Annotated in this window: 21 protein-coding genes; 9 read left to right on the top strand and 12 right to left on the bottom strand. The window is 60.3% G+C overall.

The features are described 5' to 3' along the window. Nucleotides 1-35 precede the first annotated feature (35 nt). From etfB to gbdR, 7 genes are all read right to left on the bottom strand, one after another. Nucleotides 36-812, bottom strand: a complete 777-nt coding sequence (gene etfB, locus MRS74_RS18945) for an electron transfer flavoprotein subunit beta (protein WP_254581843.1) — start codon at nt 810-812, stop codon at nt 36-38. 29 nt (nt 813-841) lie between these two features. Then, nucleotides 842-2080: an electron transfer flavoprotein subunit alpha gene (gene etfA, locus MRS74_RS18940; protein WP_254581842.1), complete on the bottom strand. Its 1239-nt coding sequence runs from the start codon at nt 2078-2080 to the stop codon at nt 842-844. Next, entirely contained in the window at nt 2077-4026 is a 1950-nt protein-coding gene (locus MRS74_RS18935) for a (Fe-S)-binding protein (protein ID WP_254581855.1), read from the bottom strand. The genes etfA and MRS74_RS18935 overlap by 4 nt, the downstream gene beginning before the upstream one ends. A gap of 101 nt (nt 4027-4127) precedes the next feature. Beyond that, a complete protein-coding gene (gene dgcA, locus MRS74_RS18930) occupies nt 4128-6191 on the bottom strand; it encodes a dimethylglycine demethylation protein DgcA (protein WP_254581841.1) in 2064 nt (687 codons plus the stop codon). A gap of 137 nt (nt 6192-6328) precedes the next feature. Continuing rightward, nucleotides 6329-6859 (bottom strand): 4-vinyl reductase, encoded by a 531-nt coding sequence (locus MRS74_RS18925; protein ID WP_254581840.1) that lies wholly within the window; start codon nt 6857-6859, stop codon nt 6329-6331. A 205-nt stretch (nt 6860-7064) separates the two neighbouring features. After that, nucleotides 7065-8042 (bottom strand): dipeptidase, encoded by a 978-nt coding sequence (locus MRS74_RS18920; protein ID WP_254581839.1) that lies wholly within the window; start codon nt 8040-8042, stop codon nt 7065-7067. 333 nt (nt 8043-8375) lie between these two features. Then, entirely contained in the window at nt 8376-9512 is a 1137-nt protein-coding gene (gene gbdR, locus MRS74_RS18915; RefSeq protein WP_254581838.1) for a choline metabolism transcriptional regulator GbdR, read from the bottom strand. A 425-nt stretch (nt 9513-9937) separates the two neighbouring features. Here gbdR and MRS74_RS18910 point away from each other — a divergent pair, with 425 nt between their 5' ends. Beyond that, complete coding sequence (locus tag MRS74_RS18910) at nt 9938-10858, top strand: LysR family transcriptional regulator (RefSeq protein WP_254581837.1); 921 nt, start codon at nt 9938-9940, stop codon at nt 10856-10858. A gap of 82 nt (nt 10859-10940) precedes the next feature. Here the strand turns inward: MRS74_RS18910 and MRS74_RS18905 are convergent, their stop codons facing one another. Next, nucleotides 10941-12317 carry an L-serine ammonia-lyase gene (locus MRS74_RS18905; protein WP_254581836.1) on the bottom strand — a complete coding sequence of 459 codons (1377 nt, stop codon included), beginning with the start codon at nt 12315-12317 and terminating at the stop codon, nt 10941-10943. Nucleotides 12318-12698: 381 nt separating this feature from the next. Here MRS74_RS18905 and fdhA point away from each other — a divergent pair, with 381 nt between their 5' ends. The 5 genes from fdhA (at nt 12699) to MRS74_RS18880 (ending at nt 16382) form a co-directional block, all read left to right on the top strand. After that, entirely contained in the window at nt 12699-13895 is a 1197-nt protein-coding gene (gene fdhA, locus MRS74_RS18900) for a formaldehyde dehydrogenase, glutathione-independent (protein WP_254581835.1), read from the top strand. A gap of 362 nt (nt 13896-14257) precedes the next feature. Continuing rightward, nucleotides 14258-14536: an ElaB/YgaM/YqjD family protein gene (locus MRS74_RS18895; RefSeq protein ID WP_254581834.1), complete on the top strand. Its 279-nt coding sequence runs from the start codon at nt 14258-14260 to the stop codon at nt 14534-14536. A 3-nt stretch (nt 14537-14539) separates the two neighbouring features. Beyond that, a complete protein-coding gene (locus tag MRS74_RS18890; RefSeq protein ID WP_254581833.1) occupies nt 14540-14965 on the top strand; it encodes a hypothetical protein in 426 nt (141 codons plus the stop codon). After that, the gene (locus MRS74_RS18885) at nt 14952-15203 is read left to right on the top strand and encodes a hypothetical protein (protein WP_254581832.1); all 252 of its coding nucleotides are present in this window, start codon (nt 14952-14954) and stop codon (nt 15201-15203) included. Before MRS74_RS18890 ends, MRS74_RS18885 begins: the two co-directional genes overlap by 14 nt. Nucleotides 15204-15239: 36 nt before the next feature. Then, nucleotides 15240-16382: an AI-2E family transporter gene (locus tag MRS74_RS18880; RefSeq protein WP_254581831.1), complete on the top strand. Its 1143-nt coding sequence runs from the start codon at nt 15240-15242 to the stop codon at nt 16380-16382. A 104-nt stretch (nt 16383-16486) separates the two neighbouring features. On the opposite strand, the gene MRS74_RS18875 is transcribed toward MRS74_RS18880, so the two are convergent. From MRS74_RS18875 to MRS74_RS18860, 4 genes are all read right to left on the bottom strand, one after another. Beyond that, nucleotides 16487-17761, bottom strand: a complete 1275-nt coding sequence (locus MRS74_RS18875; RefSeq protein ID WP_254581830.1) for a cation:proton antiporter — start codon at nt 17759-17761, stop codon at nt 16487-16489. 402 nt (nt 17762-18163) lie between these two features. Further along, the gene (locus MRS74_RS18870) at nt 18164-18883 is read right to left on the bottom strand and encodes a YebC/PmpR family DNA-binding transcriptional regulator (protein ID WP_254581829.1); all 720 of its coding nucleotides are present in this window, start codon (nt 18881-18883) and stop codon (nt 18164-18166) included. A 181-nt stretch (nt 18884-19064) separates the two neighbouring features. Next, nucleotides 19065-19487, bottom strand: coding sequence for a DUF1353 domain-containing protein (locus MRS74_RS18865; RefSeq protein WP_254581828.1), 423 nt, complete (start codon nt 19485-19487; stop codon nt 19065-19067). 559 nt (nt 19488-20046) lie between these two features. Further along, on the bottom strand, nt 20047-20571 hold the full coding sequence (locus MRS74_RS18860; RefSeq protein ID WP_254581827.1) for a hypothetical protein: 525 nt from the start codon (nt 20569-20571) through the stop codon (nt 20047-20049). Nucleotides 20572-21150: 579 nt separating this feature from the next. Between MRS74_RS18860 and MRS74_RS18855 the strand changes: the two genes are divergently transcribed. The 3 genes from MRS74_RS18855 (at nt 21151) to MRS74_RS18845 (ending at nt 24481) form a co-directional block, all read left to right on the top strand. Beyond that, nucleotides 21151-23013, top strand: a complete 1863-nt coding sequence (locus tag MRS74_RS18855; RefSeq protein ID WP_254581826.1) for a PAS domain S-box protein — start codon at nt 21151-21153, stop codon at nt 23011-23013. Further along, the gene (locus tag MRS74_RS18850) at nt 22994-23467 is read left to right on the top strand and encodes a response regulator (RefSeq protein ID WP_254581825.1); all 474 of its coding nucleotides are present in this window, start codon (nt 22994-22996) and stop codon (nt 23465-23467) included. Before MRS74_RS18855 ends, MRS74_RS18850 begins: the two co-directional genes overlap by 20 nt. Nucleotides 23468-23560: 93 nt before the next feature. Beyond that, nucleotides 23561-24481 carry a pyridoxal-phosphate dependent enzyme gene (locus MRS74_RS18845; RefSeq protein WP_254581824.1) on the top strand — a complete coding sequence of 307 codons (921 nt, stop codon included), beginning with the start codon at nt 23561-23563 and terminating at the stop codon, nt 24479-24481. Nucleotides 24482-24487: the final 6 nt, after the last annotated feature.

The raw sequence follows: 24487 nt of genomic DNA, 5'->3' as shown, positions 1-24487 counted from the left end.
CGATTATTAATCAGCGATTGCCGCAATAAAGCCACCTATCGAATCACGCCCTCTTCAAGCAGCAGATCAAAAATGGCCTGCGCCTGCTCCATCGGTGGCTGGTCCTTGATAATGCGCCCGCCGGTGCCCTGGGACTTGGCTGTGGCCGCCTTGAAACGCTCGGCAGCTGTCGTAGCCTTGACCTTCTTGAGGCGCTTTGGCCGCTTGCGCGCAGGCGCCTGCTGCCACTGGGTACGCTCAGTATCCGCAGCCTCAACCCAGGGCATGGCGTCGAGCTGCGCCCGGCGGCCCGGCCCGTAAGCACTCTGGCGCGCCGCCGTCGCCGCCATATCTACGCTGGCGACAAAGGGCAGACGCACCTGAATGGCACGGCGCTGGCCCCGCGGCAACGCCTGCAGAATCTGCGCTTCGCCGTTTTCGATACTGACGATGTCGGCAATGCGCGTCACCAGTGGCCAGCCGAGCTTTTCCGCCAGCAGATAGGGCGCCATACCGGAGGACTCGCCGCTTTCGGCCCGTACACCGGTCAGCACCAGGTCGGGGCGGTGCTCGTTGAGGTAGTCACCGAGCGCCACCACGGCATCGGCATCGGCCGATTGCTGCAGTATCCGCAGGCTCTTGAGCCCCATGCCGGCATACTGGCGCAGGGACTCGTCCGCTGCATCGCCGGCGTGCAGCACCTGTACCCGCTCACCGGCCAGGCGCAGACCCAGTTCCACGGCGCGGGCATCCTGTTCGGCGCGGCGCGAACGGCCCGACTTGGGGTGCTGCCCGATAGACACCAGGGCAACGATATTGAGATCAGATGACATGTTCGACCCTCCCGTTGCGGTCAGTCTGTTCAGGCTGCATTTTCAGCCGCTCCGAGCCGGTAGTCCTGCGCCAGCTCTATCAGGTGCTGCAGCACCGCATGACTGTCACCAATCACGCTCAGATCCGCGCGCTTGACCATGTCACAGCCAGCATCCAGATTGATGGCCACGACCTTGTCGCACTGGCCGATACCCTGCATATGCTGAATAGCACCGGAAATGCCCACCGCCAGGTAGACCCGCGCGGTTACCCAGGTACCGGACGCGCCGACCTGGCGCGGGCGTGGCATAAAGCCATCGTCCACCACCACACGGCTGGCACCTTCGGTCGCGCCCAGCAGCTCGGCCGCCTGGTGGAACTGATCCCAGTCGCGGATACCGTTGCCGGCAGACAGAATAAACTCGGCCTCGGCCAGCGGAATGGCGTTGGGGTCCACCGCCACCTGACCGCGGTCCTTGATGCGCACCAGGCTCGGCGCAACCTTGCACGGTTCCAGCGCGCGCGCTTCGTGACGTGTTTCATCCACAGGCTCGGCGCACTCCTCGGCCAGCAGCAGCAAGCGCGGCGTGGCACGGGTAATATCCGTGCGCCCGCCGGCACCGCGGCACAGCGTCTGCTGCGTATCAACCTGCCAGGCCTGGGTTGCCGGGCGCTCGCCCAAACGCGCCGCCAGACGACAGCCCAGTTCGTTGCCACCATTGATGCTGTCAGGGAACAGCCAGTAGCGCGGTGCAAAGCTGCGCTCCACCTCGACCAGCGCCGCCAGACGCTGCTCGGGGCTGTAGCCTTCGTATTCACTACCTTCCAGCTGCAGCATGCGATCAACACCGGCCAGGCCAAAGCCCTCTTCCTTGCTCTCGCCAAACACCACCGCCAGTACGGCGCCATTGCCCTCGGTATCGCGGATCAGCTTGTGAGCCTGACCGAGTACATCCTTGTCATGGCTGCCCAGGCGACCACCGACTGTGTCCAGCACCGTGACCACGTAAAAATCAGGCGCATCAACAACATGCAGTGGCAATTCAACCACCTGGGCACTCTTGGCCGCACCGCGGCGACCGCCCACAGCAGCGGCACTGCCACCGAGCCGGTCGATGCGCTTGATGCCGTTGGGGCCGATAAAACCGACACCGTGGGGATTCTTGCGCAGCAGGCCCGAAGGCCCGCGCACTTCACCGGCTGCGGCTGTCATGGCCGCGTGCAGCGGGTGCAGACGGTTGCGTGCGATCCACTCGGCACGGGGGTCTCTGCGAATCAGATCACTCATGACATCAGCTCCTCAGCCACCCGGGCAGCCTTGGGTGCCGGCGCGCGTTCGATCAGCGCCTCGGACACGAGTTCTACGATATCCTTGATCACTGGCCGCGGTTCCACCACACCCTCGAGCATGGCGGTACACTGCTGGCAACCTACCGCCACCAGCTCAGCACCTACGGCACGGGCATCTTCCATACGCATGTCGGCAATACGGCGCTCACCCGGAATATCGGTGATAGGCGCGCCACCGCCACCGCCACAGCAGCGACTGCGAAAGCCCGACCGCTCCATCTCGGCCAGTTCGATACCCAGGGCCTTGAGCAGGTCACGGGGAGAGTCGTACTCGCCGTTATAGCGCCCCAGGTAGCAGGGATCATGATAGGTCACGGTACCGCCCTTGAACGCATCCAGCTGCAGGCGACCCTGCTGTACCAGTTCGTTGATAAAGGTGGTGTGGTGCAGCACTTCATAGTCGCCGCCCTTGCCGTTGGGATAAAAGTCGCCATACTCGTTTTTGAGTACATGGAAGGCGTGCGGGTCCGTGGTCACTATGCGCTTGAAACGGTACTTGTTCAGCACCGCGATATTGCGCTTGGCCAGGCTCTGGAAGGTGGCATCGTCACCCAGCCTGCGGGCCACATCGCCACTGTCGCGCTCTTCATCACCCAGCACGGCAAAATCCACGCCCGCCGCCTTGAGCACCTTGACGAAGGCGCGCAGTATGCGCTGGCTGCGCATGTCGAAGGCACCGTCGGAGACCCAGAACAGCACCTCGGCCTCTTTCACATCGGCCATCAGCGGCAGGTTCTGATCCGCCGCCCAGTTCATGCGCCCGCCCGGATCAAAGCCGTTGGGGTTGTCGGTGGCGATCAGGTTCTCCAGTACCTCGGCACCCTTGTTGGGGGTGTTGCCCTTTTCCATGGTCAGGAAGCGGCGCATGTCGACGATGGCATCAACGTGCTCGATCATCATCGGGCACTCTTCGACACAGGCACGGCAGGTGGTACAGGACCAGAGGGTGTCCGAGTTCACCAGGCCTTCGGTGATGGTCTGGCTTGGGCCGCCGACGGCATGACCGAGCTCAATACCCGGATAAGGGCTGCCGGCAAACTTGGCATCGGTGCCACCGGCCAGACCGATGACCATGTCCTGAATCAGCTTTTTCGGGTTCAGCGGCTGGCCGGCGGCATAGGCCGGGCACACAGCTTCGCACTTGCCGCACTGCACGCAGGCATCAAAGCCCAGCAACTGGTTCCATTTGAAGTCCGTGGGCTTTTCCACACCCAGCACACGGGCCTGCAGATCGACCGGTTTCAGACCGGTGGAACGGCCACCGTTGAAACGCTCCGGGCGACGGTGAAACGCCAGATGCAGGGCGCCGGCGAAGGCATGCTTCATGGGCCCGCCCCAGGTCATGCCGAACACCAGTTCGCTCAGACCCCAGGCCACACCGACCAGCAGAATCAGCGCCAGCACCCAGCCACCAAAGGCTTCAGGCAGAATGCCCGCCGCCGGCAGCGTGAGGATAAAGAAGCTGGCCGAGAACATCAGCAGGCTCTTGGGCAGGCGCATCCAGGGCCCCTTGGACAGGCGCGACGGCGGATTAAGCCTGCGTCTGAACACAAAGACGGCACCGGTAAACATCAGCACTGAAGATGCCAGCAGCGCCCAGGCCAGCCAGCGGCTCTCCAGCCCGAAGAGATGCACCAGAATGATCAGCAGCATGGACAGCACAAAGCCGCCCGCCGTGGCCACGTGGGTATTGGACATGTACTTGTCGCGCTCGACCACATGGTGCAGATCCACCAGGTAGCGTCGCGGCATGGCCATCAGGCCGGCCAGAAGATTGACCGACTCGGGCTGACCGGCGCGCCAGAGGCTGGCGCGTTTGAACGCACCGGCCAGGGCCAGCACCAGCGAAGCCGAAATCAGAACAGGGAGTAACCAGTCGAGGATCATGCGTCACCCTCACCAAAACAGGGAGCGACAGGCCGGGCCCGTCGCAAAATTAGGAAGCCAATACAGCAGGCCGGGCACGCTGCCCGGCCAGAACCGTGTTAGAGGTCTTTGCACAGACGCAGGGCGTCGTAGATGGCGGCGTGGATATTGCGCTGTGATACGCAATCCCCCAGGCGCCACAGGATCATGCCCTCGCCGGGCTCGGACAGTATAGGCTGCGCCTGTCCCGCGAACAGGGTTTCGTTGTCGATCTGCCCCTTGTTGCGCGAAGCGTCCTTGAGCTCGTAATACAGCTCTTCGTTGGGGCGGGTACCGTTCTCGATCACCACCTGATCCACCACGCGCTCTTCCTGGGCACCGGTGTACTCGTTCTCGAGCACCGCCACCAGTTTGTCGCCTTCGCGGTAAACCTTCTCCAGCAGCATGTCGGAGGTCATGATGACTTCCTTCTCGTACAGGCTGCGGTAGTAGGTCGGGAAGGTGGTGCCGCCGATGCCAACGCCCGGTTTGATATCATCGGTCACCAGCTCGACCAGTGAGCCCTTGGAGCTCAGGTAGTCGGCTGCCGACATGCCGGTGAATTCACAGATGGTGTCGTAGATCAGCACACTCTTGCCGGGCTCTACGGTGCCATTGATGACATCCCAGCTCGATACCGACAGCCCTTCGGCTGCGCCCCAGTGCGGATTCTGCTCCATGAAGGGACGACCGCCAGTGGCCAGGATCACCACATCGGCTTTCAGATCCTTGATCATGTCGGCATTGGCTGTGGTACCCAGGCGCACTTCCACGCCCAGACGCTCGACTTCCATGGCCAGCCAGCGGGTGATGCCGGCCATCTGGTCGCGCTGCGGCGCCCTGGCGGCTATGGTGACCTGCCCGCCCAGCTCGTCTGCCCGTTCGATAAGGGTTACGGCGTGGCCGCGTTCAGCCGCGACACGGGCCGCTTCCAGACCGCCGGGGCCACCGCCGACCACAACCACCTTGCGCTTGGTGCCGGTGGTTTTTTCAATGATGTGCGGCATGCCAGTGTATTCCCGCGAGGTCGCGGCGTTCTGGATGCAGAGCACGTCCAGACCCATGTACTGGCGGTCGATGCAGTAGTTGGCACCGACGCACTGGCGGATCTGATCCACCTGGTTCGCCTTGACCTTGGCAATGAAATGCGGATCGGCGATGTGCGCACGGGTCATGCCGACGAAATCGACGTAACCGGCTTCCAGAATACGCTTGGCCTGGTTCGGGTCCTTGATGTTCTGGGCGTGAATGACCGGAACCTTGACCACTTCCTTGATGCCGGCCGCCAGGTGCAGGAAGGGCTCCGGCGGGTAGCTCATGTTCGGAATAACGTTGGCCAGGGTGTTGTGGGTGTCGCAGCCGGAACCCACCACGCCGAAGAAATCCAGCAGGCCGGTGGCATCGTAGTAGGCAGCGATCTGTTTCATGTCCTCGTGGTTCAGACCATCGGGGTGGAACTCGTCGCCAGTGATACGCATGCCCACTGCGAATTCCCGTCCCACCGCTTCACGTACGGCCTTCAGCACTTCCATGCCGAAACGCATGCGGTTCTCGAAGGTGCCGCCCCACTTGTCCGTACGCTTGTTGACGCGCGGCGACCAGAACTGGTCGATCATGTGCTGGTGCACGGCGGACAGCTCAACGCCGTCCAGACCACCTTCCTTGGCACGCACGGCGGCCTTGGCGAAGTCGCCGATTACACGCCAGATATCTTCCTCTTCGATGGTCTTGCAGGTCGCGCGGTGTACCGGTTCGCGGATGCCGGAGGGCGACATCAGGTTAACCCAGTTTTCACCGTCCCAGCGCGAACGACGCCCCATGTGGGTAATCTGAATCATGATCTTGCCACCATGCTTGTGCACGGCATCGGCCAGATTCTGGAAATGCGGAATAATGCGATCGGTCGACAGGTTGACCGAGCTCCACCAGCTCTGCGGGCTGTCGATGGACACGACGCTGGAACCGCCGCAGATGCAAAGACCACAGCCACCCTTGGCCTTCTCTTCGTAATACTTCACATAACGGTCGGTGGTCATGCCGCCATCCGTGGCATAAACCTCGGCGTGGGCGGTACTGACCACACGGTTGCGAATGGTCAGCTGGTTGATCTTCAGCGGCTGGAACAGCACGTCGTACTGGGACATGGCGACACCCCGTAACTCTTATTGATGACCGCAGCCTGGGCTGCGGCACTGTGTCTGAATCTGGCACACAGCAGCGCTGTGGCTATGGAACCGGCGCCGAACGCCGGCCTGATCTTTTTTTGTACAGGAGCTGTGCTTTAGAGCGGGCTCACTTCGAAGATGCCGTAGTCACAGCCCTCTTCTGCCGCGCACTGGGTCTGTACCGCAACGGTACGTACCGGATAACCCAGGCTCTGGGCGATCTGGTCCATGGCGCCGGCAAACCAGCCGGTGAACATGTAATCGACCTTGCGATTCACCTTGCCGTACTGGTAAACGAAGGCGGAGTTTTCCAGCCGTACGCGGGCGGTGCCCTTTTCCAGATCCAGCTCTTCGGTAATGAAGAAACCCCAGCCGCGCTGGGACAGGCGCTTCATGTAATGTTCAAACACTGCGGCACCCGACAGGCCATGGGCCTCGGCTTCCTTTTCGCACCAGTGCCAGGCGGACTTGTAGCCGGCCTTGTAGAGAATGTCAGCGTAACGCTCAGGCCCGATTTCCTCTTCAATACCCATATGGTTATTGACGAAAAAATGACGCGGCACGTACAGCATTGGCAGCGCGTCTGTTACCCAGACGCCGGTTTCATCATCAACCTGGATCGGCATTTCCGGTGCATGTACACCCATGTTCTTAACTCCAAAATCTAATTAATTGTTCCGACAGGCCGGCGGCCTTTCGGTCCTGCCCGGTCGTCGCGAGGGGAAGGCGCTTCGAGGGAGTTTGGTGTGCTCTTTAGAGGCGAATAGTGGTTCTATTCAACGAGAAAGAGCGCCCAAACTACCCAATGTCGACTTTTCCGCAGCAGGCCAGGTCAGGGCCGACAGGCCGCTATTATTCGCCCCAGACATCGCCCAGTACACGCACCCAGTTCTCGCCCATGATCTTGCGTACTGAGGCTTCATCGAAGCCGCGACGCAGCAGGGTTTCGGTCAGGTTGCCAAACTCGCCCACGGTGCGGATGCCTTCGGGGTTGATGATCTTGCCAAAGCGCGTCAGGCGACGGGCGTAGCCCTTGTCGTGGGTCAGCATTTCAAAGAACGCCTGATCGTGACCCTGGGTAAAGTCGGTACCTATACCCACCTGGTCGATACCGGCGATGTTGACCACGTATTCGATCGCCTCGGCGTAATCGTCGATGGTGGAATCGATACCGTTCTTGAGGAAGGGTGCGAACATGGTCACGCCGATAAAGCCGCCGTGATCAGCAATGAACTTCAGCTCTTCATCGGACTTGTTGCGCGGGTGATCCTTCAGACCGGACGGCAGGCAGTGGGAGTAGCACACCGGCTTTTTAGACTCCAGAATCACCTCTTCGGAGGTCTTGGAGCCAACATGGGACAGGTCGCACATAACACCGACACGGTTCATCTCGGCGACGATTTCGCGGCCGAAACCGGACAGGCCGCCGTCACGCTCGTAGCAGCCGGTGCCGATGAGGTTCTGGGTGTTGTAGCACATCTGTACGATGCCAACACCGAGCCTCTTGAAGACTTCAACATAGCCGATCTTGTCTTCATAGGCGTGGGCGTTCTGAAAACCGTAGATGATGCCGGTCTTGCCTTCTTGCTTGGCACGCAGAATGTCGCTGGTGCTGTGCACCGGGCGCAGCAGGTCGCTGTTTTCGGTGATCAGCTGGTTCATCTCGACAATGTTGTTGACCGTATTCTGAAAGCCTTCCCAGATGGACACGGTACAGTTGGCCGCCGTCAGGCCGCCCTTCTTCATGTCTTCGAACAGTTCCCGGTTCCACTTGGCAATAATCAGGCCGTCGATAACGATCGAATCCTGGTGCAGTTCAGCTGCGTTCATCGGTTTCCCCCCAAAAATTCAGATGCCCGCAGTTGGTGCCGCAGGAGTTCGTTCAGATGCCGGACCGGGAGCGCAGCACAATGACGGCGATAGCGGATAGCAGCAATGGAGCCAGTCTAGTCCTTCGCCGCCCAACCAGAGGTACTGAAAACGACTCGCTGATTGTCAAAAGCGTCAGACACGAAAGAAATGCGGGAAAGCCAGTAACGGCGCAGGTTTCGCCACTTAGAGCCGACCTTTGGACACGACCGGGAAGGAGCAGAGGACTGTTCTTAAAACGACAAACCCCGACGCTAAGGCCGGGGCTGGTTGCAGGGAACGGGCAAGCGGATGCTACTGCAGCGTCACCGAGCCATAGCTGGGCTCGGACTGGGCTTCGGTGAGCGCGGTCATGGCGGTGGACGACACAGCTCCACCCAGACCACCGAACACCGTCCCCAGAGCGCGGGACATCGGATCCATCAGCACCTCGGCGTTGCGTCCCACCCGCATGCCCATGCGCTCTTCACGCGGTGGAATACCGATGTGTTCGCGGTAGCACTTGCTGAAATGCGGTGTCGAGACAAAACCACAGGCCGAGGCCACTTCGATAATCGACATCGACGTCTGTTTCAGCAGCTGGCGTGCCTTGGTCAGGCGCAGCTTGAGGTAATAACGCGAAGGCGAACACTGCAGGTATTTCTGGAACAGTCGCTCCAGCTGGCGCCGCGACAGGCCCACGTAACAGGCCAGCTGGTCCAGCTCGATCGCCTCTTCCAGGTTGGCTTCCATCAGGGACACCACCTCCACCAGCTTGGGCTGAGTGGTACCCAGCACATGACGCAGCGGAATGCGCTGGTGATCGGTTTCATTGCGAATGCGGTCGCAGATAAACATTTCCGAGATGGCGGCAGAAAGCTGGTAGCCATGCTCCTGCTTGATCATGTTGAGCATCATGTCCAGCGGCACTGTACCGCCACTGCCAGTAAGACGATCCCGATCGACCGAGAACAGGCGATTGGTGCAATTCACCTTGGGGAAGGCTTCCTGCAGCGAGGCGATACACTCCCAGTGGGCGCTGCACTCGTAGCCATTCATCAAACCGGCTTCGGCCAGCGCATAGGCGCCGGTGCAGATACCGCCGAGCTTGCGCCCTTTGCGGCCCATGGACTGCAGCCAGGACAGCTCACGCTTGCTGTAGCTACGGGTAATATTGACGCCGCCGGCCACGATTATGGTGTCCAGCTCAAACGGATCTGTCATACCGCCGTCGGGGGTTATCTGAATGCCATCACTGGCGCGCACCGGCTCGCCGTCTTCAGTGAGGGTGTACCAGTTGTAGAGTTCCTTGCCGCTTAACTGGTTTGCCATGCGCAGCGGTTCTATCGCGGATGCCAGCGAAATCATCGTGAAGTTTTTAAGCAGTAGAAAACCGATGTTGCGGCTTTTCGGCTCGGCCGCAGCGCGGGTACCCGGGATAGAATCGTTCATTAGTTAGCTCCTTCAGCAACACGCCCGTTGGTGTCGGTTGCTGAATCACGGCTAGCAATTGCTATGCCTGTTTTTCTTATAATCACCACCGCAATCCAGATCGCCTATCGGCGGCCATGTTACGGGCTGTGCATGTTTTATGACCGCGAATCCGGCTTAAAATGCCGCAGCCTGCAGTCGGCGGGGCTCAGGCGCCGACTGACTCCTGCGGCGATACCGCAAGAAGCCCTGACTGTAGTCGTTTTTCGGACAATGGGAAGCCATCAAACTCACCTATACTGCAAATCATTATTGCGACTGAGCAAGGCACACAAAAAACTGTTATTTTTTATCCGTTTGGAAGAGAATCGGCGGCCGCCAAAAATGGCCGGCAGATCGCACCACGAACCCTCTAATGCACCCTAACAGAGCAAAGGCAGGCCTTCATGCACCGCTGGGAAAGTATTGAAGCCTTCATAGAGGTCGCACGCCTGGGCAGCCTGTCGGCCGCGGCCACCAAGCTGCGCGTTTCCAGCTCCCATGTCAGCCGCCTGCTGAGCCACCTGGAACAGCGCCTCAATACCCAGCTACTGATACGCACCACCCGCCGCGTGACCCTGACCGAATCGGGCCAGTGGTTCTTCGAGCAGAGCCAGACCCTGGCCGACGGCTTCAGCGATGCCGAGCAGCAGATCACAAGTTTCAGCAACGAACCCCACGGCCTGCTGCGTGTCAGTTGCGGCTCTACCTTTGGCGAGCGTTACATAGGCCCCATGCTGACCCGTTTCATGCAACAGCAGACACGCCTGAGCCTGGATCTGAACCTGACCAACCGCACGGTGGATCTGATCAATGAAGGCTACGATCTGGCCATTCGTCTGGGCACACTTAAAGACTCCAACCTGGTGGCACGCCGCCTCAGCGACAGACGCGAATACATCGTCGCCACAGAGAGCTATCTGGCCGCCAAGGGCAGGCCCCACAGCCTGCTGGACCTAGCCGGGCACAACTGCCTGCGCGGTTCGACCGCCAACTGGAATTTCTGTGTTGAAGGTCAGCGCAAGGACGTCCGCGCCAGCGGCAACTGGCACGCCAACTCAGGGGTTTTGCTGCTAGAGGCCACACTGCAGGGGCTGGGACTGGCCTGCCTGCCCGACTATATAGTCGAGCCGCATCTGAACAGCGGCGCCCTGGTCAGCGTACTGGACGAGTTCCGTTGCCAGGACAGCGCCATCTGGGCGGTCTACCCACGCAGCCGTCACCTTTCACCCAAAGTGCGCCACTGTATCGATTACCTGGTGGAGGCCTTCGAGAACCCCGACTGGCGTAATCTGCACGCATTAGAAACGGCAAAAGCCGGCGACTGATACAGCCGCCGGCTTTCAGGCGCTAGATTTTTCCACTTGCACCTTGCTGCTTGTCGCTTTTAAACAGCCTGTTTATTGGCCATTAGCACTCGATGGCATTGACCGCCAGACCGCCGCGGGAGGTTTCCTTGTACTTGTCCTGCATGTCGCGGCCGGTTTCCAGCATGGTGCGGATCACCTTGTCCAGCGAGATAAAGTGCTCGCCGTCACCACGCAGTGCCATCTGAGTGGCATTGATGGCCTTCATTGCGGCAATGGCATTACGCTCGATGCAGGGCACCTGCACCAGACCACCCACCGGATCGCAGGTCAGACCCAGGTTGTGCTCCAAGCCGATCTCGGCGGCGTTCTCCACCTGCTCCGGCGTACCACCCATGACTTCGGTCAGGCCCGCAGCCGCCATGGCACAGGCGGAACCCACCTCACCCTGACAGCCCACTTCGGCACCGGAGATAGAGGCGTTTTTCTTGCACAGAGTGCCCACCGCAGCGGCGGCCAGCAGGAAATCCACCACATCCTCGTCGGTAGCCTGATCCTTGAATCGCATGTAGTACATCAGCACCGCCGGGATAATGCCCGCAGCGCCATTGGTCGGCGCCGTCACCATACGTCCGCCGGCGGCATTTTCTTCATTCACCGCCAGCGCATAAAGGTTGACCCAGTCCATGGCGCTCAGGGTCGAGCTGATCACGTTCGGCGCCGTGGCTTCTTTTAGCGAACGATGCAGGCCGTGGGCCCGGCGACGCACCTTGAGACCGCCCGGCAGTATGCCTTCCTGCTCCAGCCCCTTGGCGACGCAGTCCTGCATGGCCTGCCAGATCTGCTGCAGCCCGGCGCGGGTTTCCGCTTCCGGGCGCCAGACCTTCTCGTTTTCCATCATCAGCTGGCTGATGCGCAGGCCGTGGGTCTTGCACAGGCGCAGCAGTTCGACGGCGTTGTTGAATTCGTAGGGCAGGCTGACCTGGTGCACCGCCGGCGCGCCGGCCTGGGCTTCCTTCTCGTCGATCACGAAACCGCCGCCAATGGAATAGTAGGTATTGCTGAACAGCAGCTCGTCGTCGGCATAGGCACTCAGACGCATGGCGTTGGGGTGGTAGGGCAGGCATTCCTCCAGCAGCTGCATGTCGCGAGCCCAGTCGAAAACGACAACACGCTTGCCCATCAGCCGCAGTTCACCGTCGTTTTTCAGCGTGTCGATGGTGGGATCGATGATATCCGGATCAATACTGGCCGGGCGTTCCCCCATCAGCCCCATGATCACGGCCTTGTCGGTACCATGACCGATGCCGGTGGCGCTCAGCGAGCCGAAGAGTTCAACCTTCAGGCGTGAGACGTCCGGAATCAGCGCCATGCCTTCAAGATGGGCCGCAAACTCGGCGGCTGCACTCATGGGGCCCACGGTATGGGAGCTTGAAGGACCGACCCCGATCTTGAACAAATCAAATACGCTGATACCCATGATGCCTCCGGCAAAACTGTCGTTATTATGAGGTGAAGCAGGCACTGGTACGCATTGCACCCGCCCCTGCCATGCCGGGCCAGATGCTGCTGACAGCCCTGTTCATATGACATGGATTATCTACCCTGCGCGCCCCACGCACTTGTCAGGCAGCGACCTCTATCTAGTCACAATCACACCGATAAAACCTAATTGCGCCGCCATGTCTCAATTAGGTATGTGGGCGACTCATTCAGACACATCAACAATCACGCGAAGCACTAGGGTATCAGGATGGATTCAGGCAGCCGCTGCAACACAGTCTTTGCCCGCAACAGCAAGAGTGTGCACCAGGCCCGTCCATATCGGCTATACACATAAAAATCAGAAGGAGTGTTGTCAATGAGCAGCAACGCAAACCGCGGTGTCGTTTACAAAGGCGCCGGCAAAGTCGCCGTTGAATCCATCGCCTACCCGGAACTCGCCATCGGCAACCGCAAATGCGACCACGGCGTGATCCTGAAAGTCGTTACCACCAACATCTGCGGTAGCGACCAGCACATGGTGCGTGGGCGCACCACCGCCGAAGAAGGCCTGGTACTGGGTCACGAAATCACCGGTATCGTGGTTGAGTGTGGCCGCGACGTCGAATTCATCCAGCAGGGCGACCTGGTGTCCGTGCCCTTCAACATCGCCTGCGGCCGCTGCCGCAGCTGCAAGGAAGGCAAGACCGGTATCTGCCTGAACGTCAACCCGGCGCGCCCTGGCGCTGCCTACGGTTACGTCGACATGGGCGGCTGGGTCGGTGGCCAGGCCGAATACGTCATGGTGCCCTACGCTGACTTCAACCTGCTGAAATTCCCGGATGCCGACCAGGCCATGGAGAAGATCCGTGATCTGACCCTGCTGTCCGACATCTTCCCCACCGGTTTCCATGGCTGCGTGACCGCAGGCGTAGGCCCGGGCTCCACGGTGTACATCGCCGGTGCCGGCCCCGTCGGTCTCGCCGCTGCCGTATCGGCGCACCTGCTGGGTGCCGCCTGCGTCATCGTCGGTGACATGGTGGAAGATCGCCTGGCCCAGGCCCGCAGCTTTGGTTGCGAAACCATCGACCTGACCCAGGACGGCGATATGGCCGACAAAATCGAAGCCATTCTGGGCGAGCGTGAAGTCGATGCCTTCGTCGACTGCGTCGGCTTTGAAGCCCACGCCTGTGGCTGCAACCACGGCAAGGAAGCACCAGCTACCGTACTGAACTCCGCCATGACCCTGACCCGCGCCGGCGGCCAGATCGGCATTCCGGGCCTGTACGTGACCGAAGATCCCGGTGCCGTCGATGCCGCCGCCAAGCAGGGTGCCCTGAGCATGCGCTTCGGCCTGGGCTGGGCCAAGTCCCACTCCTTCCACACCGGCCAGTGCCCGGTGATGAAATACCACCGCCCGCTGATGCAGGCCATCCTGTTCAACAAGGTGAAGATTGCCGACGCAGTCAATGTGGAAGTCATTACCCTGGATCAGGCACCCAATGGGTACGCCGAGTTCGACGGCGGCGCGGCCAAGAAGTACGTTATAGATCCGCATGGCACTGTGGCGGCCTGAACGACACCCAACAGCTAGTGTACTGAAACGCCCCTTTCTCACGAAAGGGGCGTTTTTTTATGCCGTTATCGCCGCCTATTACCTTATCGGGCGCCCGCGGCCGCGCCATTCAAAACAGCGGCGCTGGCCACGCGATTATGAACACCATCGACAAAACCAGATCCACCAGGAACAACATCGAGACGACAGTGACGTCGATCGGGAACTGGCCATTGGCGAATCCGGCCGCATCAAGGGGTGAAATCAGTCACTGCAGAGCTCACCACCGGCAGTTGATCTGAACTACAGTGATTAGGGCAGCACATCAGGCCTGAGTATGCTGCTGAACCGGGCATTCACCGGATATGAGGATGGCAAATACCATGAACACACCAAATCCTGCGGACAGCGAAGCCTCCGTTCAGGAGAGTGAAACCCTGTCCCGGCGCGTCGCCGACGACCTGCATGAGCGCATCGAACAGGCCGCCAAGGTGGGTGCAGAACTCGAGCACGGGCTGCACGAACGCGGTGAACAGTTAACCGACAAGAGTCGCGACCTGCGCACTAACCTCACGCAGATTGTCCGCGACAATCCCTGGGCGGTCGTGGGCGGTTCCGTGGCCCTGGGTATTTTGATCGGCGTACTGACACGACGCCGCTGACGCATGAAGCCTTCACCAATGCACGCCGGCCCCCAGGACGCGGCCGATCCCGCCACGCCCGAGTCCCTGTCACTGATCGACGCGGCAGCCGGCGTTTTCGCCACCAGCCGGCAGCACCTTGCCCAACTGCTCACTCTGCTCACTCTGGAAGCCCGCTACGCCGGCCTGATGCTGGGCATGACCCTGGCGCTGGCGCTGATCGGTGCCCTGGCGGCATTCAGCGTCTGGGGGCTGCTGCTGGCGGCGGCACTGACAGGGCTGCTGGCACTGGGCTGGAGCTGGAGCCTGGCGCTCGGCAGCCTGGCGCTGGCCAACGTTATGCTGGCGCTGATCTCGCTGTGGCTGATGCGCCGCGCACTGACGCGCATCGGCCTTGAGAGTACCCGGCGGGCGCTGGGACTGGACCTGCGCAATGATGATGCCGACTAGAGCGCAGCTGCGTCGCCAGGAGCAGCAGGTACTCAAGGCGCGACAGCAGGCGCAACAGGCACGGGAGCAGTTGCGTCAATCGATCCGTAACGGGGCTACCTCGGCCCCCGGCCTGATCGCGGGTTTTACCCTTGGACTGAGTATCGGCCGCTCCGTAGCGGCCCCCGGCGACGGCAATCGACCTGCTCCTACCCTTCATCTATTGCGCTGGCTGCTGCCGTTGCTGCGTCTGTTATGAACGCGATAACGGCGCCCGGACGGTGCGAGGACAAACATGACTGCTTCCGACCAACAGCGCCCGGATCCCGCCACAACCGGGGACACTTCTGGGAATAACGGGAACTCCGATCCGGGCACCCCGGCCAGCGCCCCGGTCGAAACGGGCTGGGGCCGGATCGAGACCCGGCTGCTGATCACCCTGACCCTGCTGGCGGTGATTTATACCCTGGCGCTGGCTCAGCTGTTGCTGGTCCCCATTGCCCTGGCGTTCCTGTTGAGCCTGGTGCTGGCCCCGGTCATGCGATGGCTGGCGCTGTTACGCATCCCCCGGCCGCTGGGTGCGGCCGTCATAGTGCTGCTACTGCTGTCCGGACTCAATTATGGCGTGTCCCAATCCGTCGATCCGGTCAGTGACTGGTTCGAACGGGCGCCCAGACTGCTCAAACAGCTTGAGCGCAAGATCAACCCGATCAAGAAAACCGTCGAAGATATGAGCAAGGCCGCCGATCAGGTCGACCGCATCGCGTCCGTCAACCCGGCCCAGACCGTCGAGGTGAAAGGCATCAGCTTTTCCAAGATGCTGTATTCCAACGCCCGCGGACTGGCGACCGGCGCCGTCACGACAACCCTGCTGCTGTATTTCATTCTCTCCTGGGGACAGCTGATGATTACGCGCATCAGCCATTTACAGCACAGGGAGGGCCGCCGCGACCAGTTTATCGAGCTTTCCGTGACCCTCGAAGCCGAGATTTCCAAATACCTGTCCTGCATCACCCTGGTCAATTTCGGCCTTGGCAGTGTTGTCGCCGCCGCCCTGTACCTGTTCGGCATGCCCAATCCCCTGCTCTGGGGTGCCGTGGCAGCCGTGCTGAACTTTATCCCCTATCTCGGCGGGCTGGTCACCGCGCTGCTGCTCGGCGCCACCGCGCTGCTGACCTTCGACAGCCTGGCCCTGCCCGCCATGGTGGTGGTTACCTTTACCCTGTTAAACATTATCGAAGGACAGATTGTCACCCCACTGGTACTGGGTCAGCGCCTGGCCCTCAATCCCCTGATGGTATTCCTCAGCGTCCTGTTCTGGTTCTGGCTCTGGGGTGTGGCCGGCGCCCTGATGGCGGTGCCGATGCTGATCACGCTCAAGCTGATTGGTGACCGGGTAGACGCGCTGCGGCCTATCGCCGTGATCGCCCAGCGCTGACCGCCCTGAAGCACCGGGGCAGCAGGAACCCAGACCTGGCGGCACGCTCTGTACCACGGCGGCTAAAAGAGAGCCTGTGAAATCTTTTCCGGCATAAGCGCCGCTTATTCGCGGGAGCGGCGCCAGAATTTGCGCATCATCGGCTTGACGCTGACGCCGTGCATCAGGATCGACAGCGCGACCACCACCAGCGTCAGGTGAATCAGCTCGACGGCCAGCTCTTCGCTGATGCCGTGCTCGATGGCGTACATAAGATAGTAGAGCGAGCCGATGCCACGCACACCGAACCAGGACGTCAGACCGCGTATCCGCCACGGGGTCCGGCTGCCAGCCAGACCCAGCATCACGCTCAGGGGCCTGGCGACGGTAAACAGGAATAACGCCAGCGCCGTGGCTCGCCAGCTCCATGAATCGAGAAACAGCATGCCGCCGATCAGCAGGATCAGCACCAGCTCGGACAGCCGTTCGAGATGCTCCTTGAACACCAGCGAACCGGCACTGACATGCGCCGACCCAGGCTCGACCGGCACCGGCGGAGTTTCAGGCGCCCGTTCCAGCTCCGCGTCTGCGAATTTCAATTCGGTCTGGCGCAATACCACAGCCGCAACAAAAACCGCCAGGAAGCCCCAGGCACTGATATACAGACATATGCCGTACACCAAACCGATCAGCCCCAGACCCAGAAAATCATTCAGCAATTCGATATGGCGCCCACTGCGGCGCACGTACCGGCTGATGCGGGCGAGCCCCCAGCCGGCCACCCCACCCACGACGATAGCCGCGCCCGTGGCCCAAAGCACATCCACCAGCCACCAGCGCTGCCCGAAGATCCCCAGGTCATGGAGCCCGAGCAGACCCAGCCCCAGCATGACAAACGGGAAAGCACTGCCATCATTCATCCCCGCCTCACAGGTCAGGGTAAAGCGCAGCCGGTCACGATCCTCGGCGTGACGAATCTGTACGTCAGTGGCCAGCACAGGATCGGTCGGCGCCAGTATGGCACCCAGCAGCACGGCCGCCCCCAGCGACAGCCCTAAAATGTAATGGCCAAACCCGGCCACCAGCGCCACAGTCACCGTCATGGATACAAATGCCAACAGCACCGGCGAGCGCCAGCGCGCCAAGGTGACCGGCACCGGCATTTTTACGCCGGCAGAAAACAGCGAAATCAGCACCACCACTTCGGTGAGTACTTCCAGCAGAGCCGATTGTTCCAGCGGGTTGAAATGAAAAAGCCCGAATCCGGTTGGCCCCACCAGCAGACCCACGGACAGATACAGCATCGCCGAGGTAACGGCAACGCGCTTCATCAGCGGGGCGGTCAGCCCCATGGCGAGCATCAGCGCGCCTACAAGTACAAACCAGCCGGCGCTATTCATGGTGGTGAAACATGGCCTTTCGGACACAGACAGCGTTGTCGGCAAAAGGGCGGGGCGTTTTCATCCGTGGCATCCTGTATCAGACGCGCTCCCGGCAGGGGAGGCTCGCTCAGTATAGACGCCACCGGCAGAACGCCCCCGGGATGCATGACAGCTAAGGAGCCAAAGGGGCAAGGGCAAGGGCAAGGGCAAGCTCCACAGCTTCGCTGCGGATGTCGGAATTCGCTACGCTCATTACCAACCTACGGGGTGCCGTTGTAGCCTGGAATGAGCCTGCGAATTCCGGGAAGTGAGCCCCAGGCGAATGTCGAGGATAAGCCTGCGAATGCCGGGAAACAGAGCGAAGCCTGAGGCGTTCGAGCAGGCGATCTAAGTGTGTCCACTTTTGTGGGGGCACATCACTTATGGAAGTTCAACGTTGTGGTATACCTGCTGTACGTCATCCAGATCGTTCAGCATGGAGAGGAACCTCTCGAACAGGGCGACATCGTCACCGCTGACCGTGGTAAAGCTGTGGGGGATAAACTGGATTTCATCAACATCGAAGTCCAGTTCGCCACAGCGCTCCAGCAAGGCCGTTTTGGCTTTGAAGTAATCCGTATTGGGGGCGAATACCGTAATCTTGCCGTCCTCATTCTCGATATCCGTCACATCGACGTCGGCTTCCATCAGGGCTTCGAGCACTGCCTCTTCATCATCGTAGGCGAATACAAAGATGGCCGAGTGGTCGAACATATGGCTGACGCTGCCAGGCGTACCGATCTTGCTTTTGGTCTTGGTGAAGGCCTGGCGCACATCACCGAAGGTGCGGTTGGGGTTGTCGGTCAGACAGTCGATAATGGCCATGCTGCCACCGGGGCCATAGCCCTCGTAGCGCGCCGCCGCGTAATCCTCACCCGCACCGCCTTTGGCCTTTTCGAGCGCCTTGTCGATTACGTGACTCGGAACCTGGTCCTTCTTGGCGCGCTCGATCAGGCTGCGCAAGGTCAGATTGCCGCTGGGGTCAGTCCCGCCCGACTTGGCGGAGACATAGATCTCACGACCATAGCGGCTATAAACCTTGGCCTTCATGTCAGACGTCTTGGCCATCGATTCTTTGCGGTTCTGATAGGCTCTGCCCATGCGGCTAATGCTCCGTAATGATCACAAAAACAGCGATTCTACTGGCAAGAGAGGTATCTGAACAACGCAGAAATGCGAAAGATGACGAGCGCCAGCACGCGGGCCCACACCTCGGCGCCAATAACAAAAACCCCGCCAGCGGTACTCTGGCGGGGTTTTTCCCCGGAGATTCAACGTCAGACTACTTGGGCGCGTGCTTCAGAGCCTTGCTGCTTTCAGGTTTCGTCGCCGGTTTTCCGAGCTTTTTCAGCGCCTCGTAGTACACCTGGGCCACAGGAGCTGGCACTCCGTCTTCCTTGACCAGCTTTTTAAACAGCTTGTCGGCCTTATCCTTGTCCTCCTTGGCGCTGAGAGTCTTTTCGCGCATCAGCTGATAGAGCGCATCATGCACCAGTGAGGCGCGCAGGTTGAACGGTGTGTCTATCACCGGACCCGAGGTGCCATCCCAGGCATAACCGGCTTTTACCCGCAGGTTGCCCTGGCGATCAAGGGTGATAAACATCGAGTCGATATCCGCATCAGGCTTGATGGGAATCTTGAGTTCATAATTTTCAGCCAGCTGATACTTGTAACCCGAACGATAGACTATGCCGTTATCTGCCATGGGAAACTCCCTTTAACATGATGCCCTCCCGCGCCGACACTTTGTAGGGCGCGGCCCTGTTCGAAGCGCGTTCACGTTAATCCTGGCGCAGGAACAGCTGCGAATATCACACCGGGGCATTCGAAATATAAAAACAGTATCCAAAGAGCAACACTATTTTCTATTTATTCGAATATCGGGACTGCAGTCATAGGCGAAAACGCTGAACAGATACGCTGATTATCGGTAAAGAACAGCTTCAGATACTGGGCACAGTATAGGTCAGCGGCTTGCCACTGCCAGTCACGTGTTGGGAGTATCAGCACCGCCATGGGACAACTCCGCCAAGTTAATAAAATTATAACGGTGCATGGACTCACGGATACCAGTACCGGGTGACGATCATCACCGGCCGCAAAAGCCGCCAAACATGCAGCCATAGGCCGGTAAGAGGCCGAACAGCAGCAACGCCCTGGTGAACGCAGTGACAGTCATATTGAAGCGCTGATTCCCGCAGACTCTGCCTCTGGAGACAAGGCAGCGGCAATTATGATGCCTCTCCACGCAAATGCCGACGGTGCTACTTGTCGCTATTGCTGGCAACCCGGTTGAGAATATCCGGTACAAAGCGCTCACTGAAACCGGCCACAAAACCCCAGACAATCGCCTTGGCATAGTCCTGGGCATCGCGGGGACTCCAGGACGTGAGGAATTCCTGAAACTCGCTGCAGTCAGTATTTGCCAGCTTGCAGGAGAAGCCGGGGAAAAACGAACCCACAATGATCTCCGATGCAAAGACGACATACAGAATAGTGGATGAGATGGCACCGACGAGCGCCGGAATCGACGAATAGGCAATCAGGTACATGCTGTTGCCGCTCAGAAAAACCGAATAACTGGTGATCGGAAAAATGTCCTTGGAGGAATAAATCCGGTTAAGCGCACTGACAAAACTGCCCAGTACGCCGGACAATATCACCACAGGTAAAATGGACAGGAACTCATCCCCCGTTTTATCCGAATAGAGCAACGCGCCCCCAACAAAAGCGGTAATAATCAGAGTCGCAAAAAACAGCCACAGGACAATGGACCTATGCACATCCATTTCGGTGTTCGACTGTATGAGGTCCGTCGGCTTATGTTACATCACTCACCCTTTCATCACGCTGTGCCCAGACAGACGGATTATGCTCGATTTAACCCGCCTCATTGCTCAAGCATAGCCCCAGGTTTCACCTGCGGTGTCCGGTATGGCCATGAAAATGCCGCTCCGCGCCGGCGCCAAAACCTGTATCGGCGACCTGGTGGCCCAGGTTTATTCCGACGGATGGCGCGTCCGGTATTCGGGGTTATCCTGCGCATGGTCGGACCTGCCAGCGAACAGGTGCAAACCGCCACTGAGGGTCGCGTCATGGATGTTCAACCAGGCTGCGGCAGAGTGTCGTAGCACGTTAATTATGTAGTCATGGGAGCCAAATAAACCCGAACATTTCAGTCGGCAACGACTATAGTAGTAAGCGCAGCGGGGCTGAGCCCCGGGGACTGCTGCGGAATCCAGGCAAGCGGCCTGACAAGGGACTGTAAACGCACCTCTGCCCCTCTCTTGCTGTCGCTCCTCTTCCCTTGGTCTCTGCCGCACTGCGGTGACAAGCCCGCACCGGGATGGTCTCTATCTGGAGAGGAAATGGTGGTTCGAAATCATCAAATCGATAGCGTCGAGCAACTGACCGCTATCCTGAATTCGGTCCCTACCGCCATTATAGTGGCGGACCAGCACGGCACTATCGTACTGGTCAATGCACAGGCCGAGCGCCTGTTTGGCTATACCGCCACCGAGCTGCTCGGGGAGATGGTCGATATACTGCTGCCATACCGTTTTCGAGCCGGCCACCCGGAACTGCGCGCAGGCTTCATGCAAATGCCGAAAAACCGGCCCATGGGTGCGGGCCGCGATCTCTTTGGTCTGCGCAAGGACGGTATCGAATTTCCGATCGAAATCGGCCTGAACCCCATCACGACCGACGACGGCGTGCTGGTGGTCAGCGCCATCGTCGACATCACCGAACGCAAGCGGATGGAAGCGCGTTTTCGCGCCACGGTGGAGTCGGCGCCAACAGCCATGCTCATGATCGATCAGACCGGCACCATCCTGCTGGTCAATGCCGAGACGGAACGACTGTTCGGCTACAACCGGGAAGAGTTGCTGCAGCAAAAGATTGAAGTCCTGCTGCCGGAACGGTTCAAGGCGGGTCATCCCGGAATGCGCTCCCGTTTCTTCGCCACCCCCGAATCCAGACGCATGGGGGTCGGTCGTGACCTGTTCGCCATGCGCAAGAACGGCACCGAATTCCCGGTCGAGATCGGTCTTAACCCGGTCAATACCGACGAGGGCCAGTTCGTACTGGCCGCCATCCTCGATATCTCTGAACGCAAACGCCTGGAAACCCTGTTTCGCGCCACTGTCGAGTCGGCCCCCATTGCCATGGTCATGATCGACGCAACCGGCACCATACAACTGGTCAACAGCGAACTGGAGCGGCTTTTCGGCTATGAACGCCAAGCCCTGCTGCACCAGAAAATCGAGGTACTGATTCCGCAGCGCTACCGGGCCCACCATCCGGGCTTGCGGACCAGCTTCTTTAATACCCCGCAAGCCCGACGCATGGGCGCAGGACGCGACCTCAACGGCCTGCGCCAGGACGGCACCGAGTTTGCCGTGGAAATTGGCCTGAATCCGGTCCAGACGGAGGACGGCACCCTGGTACTGGCGGCCATTATCGATCTCACCGAGCGCCAGCGGGCCGCGGACGCCACGCTGCAGCGCACCAACGCGGCGCTGGAACGCAGCAATATCGAACTGCAGCGCTTCGCCTATGTCGCCTCCCACGACCTGCAAACGCCCATGCGCAATGTCGCCAGCTTCGTCGAGCTGTTGCAGTCCAGTTATACCGACCAGCTCGATGCGCAGGCAAACGACTGGATTCGCCGCATTGTCGAGTCCGTCAAGCAGCTGCAGACGCTGATCCGCGACCTGCTCGAATATTCACACGTCGACTCCCAGGCCCACCCGTTCACGCCGGTGCCGGGCCGCGAGATTTTCGATGCCGCCGTCACGCTGCTCGAATCCTCGATCAGGGAATCCGGCGCGCAGGTCAGCTGCGGCGAACTGCCGGTACTGAACGGCGACCGGTCACAGCTGGTACAACTGCTGATCAACCTGATCGGCAACAGCCTCAAGTATCGCAGTGACGAAGCGCCGCAGATCCGAGTTGAAGCCGCGCGCCTGGACGCCGAATGGCGGCTCATGATTCAGGACAACGGCATTGGCATAGATCCGCGTTACCACGACCGCATTTTCGAGATATTCGAGCGTTTGCACGACCAGCGCAGTTACCCCGGCAGCGGCATCGGGCTGGCGGTCTGCCGCCGCGTGGTACACCGCCACGGTGGCCGAATCTGGGTCGAATCGGAGTCTGGCACAGGCAGCCGTTTTTACTTCACTATTCCGGAACAAGAGGAACAATCCCATGAACAGCAATCAGCTTGACCACGGAAGACCGGCCGAGATCCTCCTGGTCGAGGACAACGACAACGATGTGGAGCTGACGAAAATCGGCTTCAAGCGGACGCGACTGGGGGTCAATCTTCACCATGTGCCCGACGGCGTCGAATGCATGGCCTTTCTGCGCAAGGAAGGCCAGTATGCCGACGTTCCGACACCCGACCTGATTCTGCTCGACCTCAACATGCCGCGCATGAACGGACGCGAGGTGCTGGAAGCCATCAGCCAGGACGAGAACCTCAGACACCTGCCCGTTGTCGTGCTGACCACCTCAGATGCGGAAAAGGATGTGCTCAGTTCCTACAAGCTGCGCTGCAGTTCCTATATCGTCAAGCCGGTCGACTTCGAAAACTTCGCCAAGGTGGTACAGTCGCTGACCGACTACTGGTTTACCCTGGTGGTGCTGCCGACCGAGGAACGTGCGCGGCGAGACGGCTGAGCACAACAGACCTGACAGCACCACTACAGCATCCGATGCCGCGCCACATCAAGGCGCCACGGATCGATAGAGAGCCTCAACCGAGTTACCACGATGACACCGCTGCACATTGAAACGCCCCTGCTTGAGTCCCGCACGCTGAGTCGGGCAGCGAACCGGACGGTCTGGCTCAAGATGGAAGCCTTGCAACCCCCGGGTTCGTTCAAAATCCGCGGCATCGGCCATGCCTGTAGCCACTATGTGCGCCGTGGCGCCCGGCGTCTGATTTCATCGTCCGGCGGTAATGCCGGCATCGCCGTCGCCTACGCCGGCCGTCAGCTGCAGGTTCCGGTGCTCGTCGTGGTGCCAGAAACCACCACCGAGCGGGCCATCGACCTGATCCGTCAACAGGGGGCCGACGTCCAAGTCCATGGCGCCTCCTGGCAGGAAGCCAACGAGCTGGCGTTGTCGATGGTCACAGACAGCGATGCGTTCCTGCATCCCTTCGATGATCCGCTGCTGTGGCAGGGCCACGGGAGCATGATCGACGAGGTTGCCCGCCGCGGGCGCAAACCGGAGCTGGTGATACTGTCGGTGGGCGGCGGCGGGCTGCTCTGTGGCGTGCTGGAGGGGCTGCACCGCAACGGCTGGAGCGATGTGCCGGTCATGGCCGTCGAAACCTCGGGCGCCGACTCATTCGCCCGCTCCGTCGAGGCCGGCGAACGCATCGAACTGCCGGCGATCAGCAGTATCGCGACCTCGCTCGGCGCCCGCCGTGTCTGCGAACAGGCCTTCGACTGGACGCACCGGCATCCGATCCGGAGTCTGGTCGTCCCGGACCAGGCGGCCGTCAGGGCCTGCCTGCGTTTTATGGATGACCACCGTGTCGTCGTCGAGCCGGCCTGTGGCGCCGCTCTCGCGGCGATCTACGATCACGCCGACCGGCTGGAAGCCTGCGCTTCGGTTCTGGTGATTGTCTGCGGCGGGGTGACAGCCAGCGTTGCACAGCTGCAGCAATGGGCAACACAGGTCTGAACACCA

Source organism: Marinobacterium sedimentorum, from assembly GCF_024267675.1.
Lineage (GTDB): Bacteria > Pseudomonadota > Gammaproteobacteria > Pseudomonadales > Balneatricaceae > Marinobacterium_A > Marinobacterium_A sedimentorum.
The sequence above is the reverse complement of the archived record's forward strand: the minus strand, read 5'-3'. Positions and strand labels throughout refer to the sequence as shown.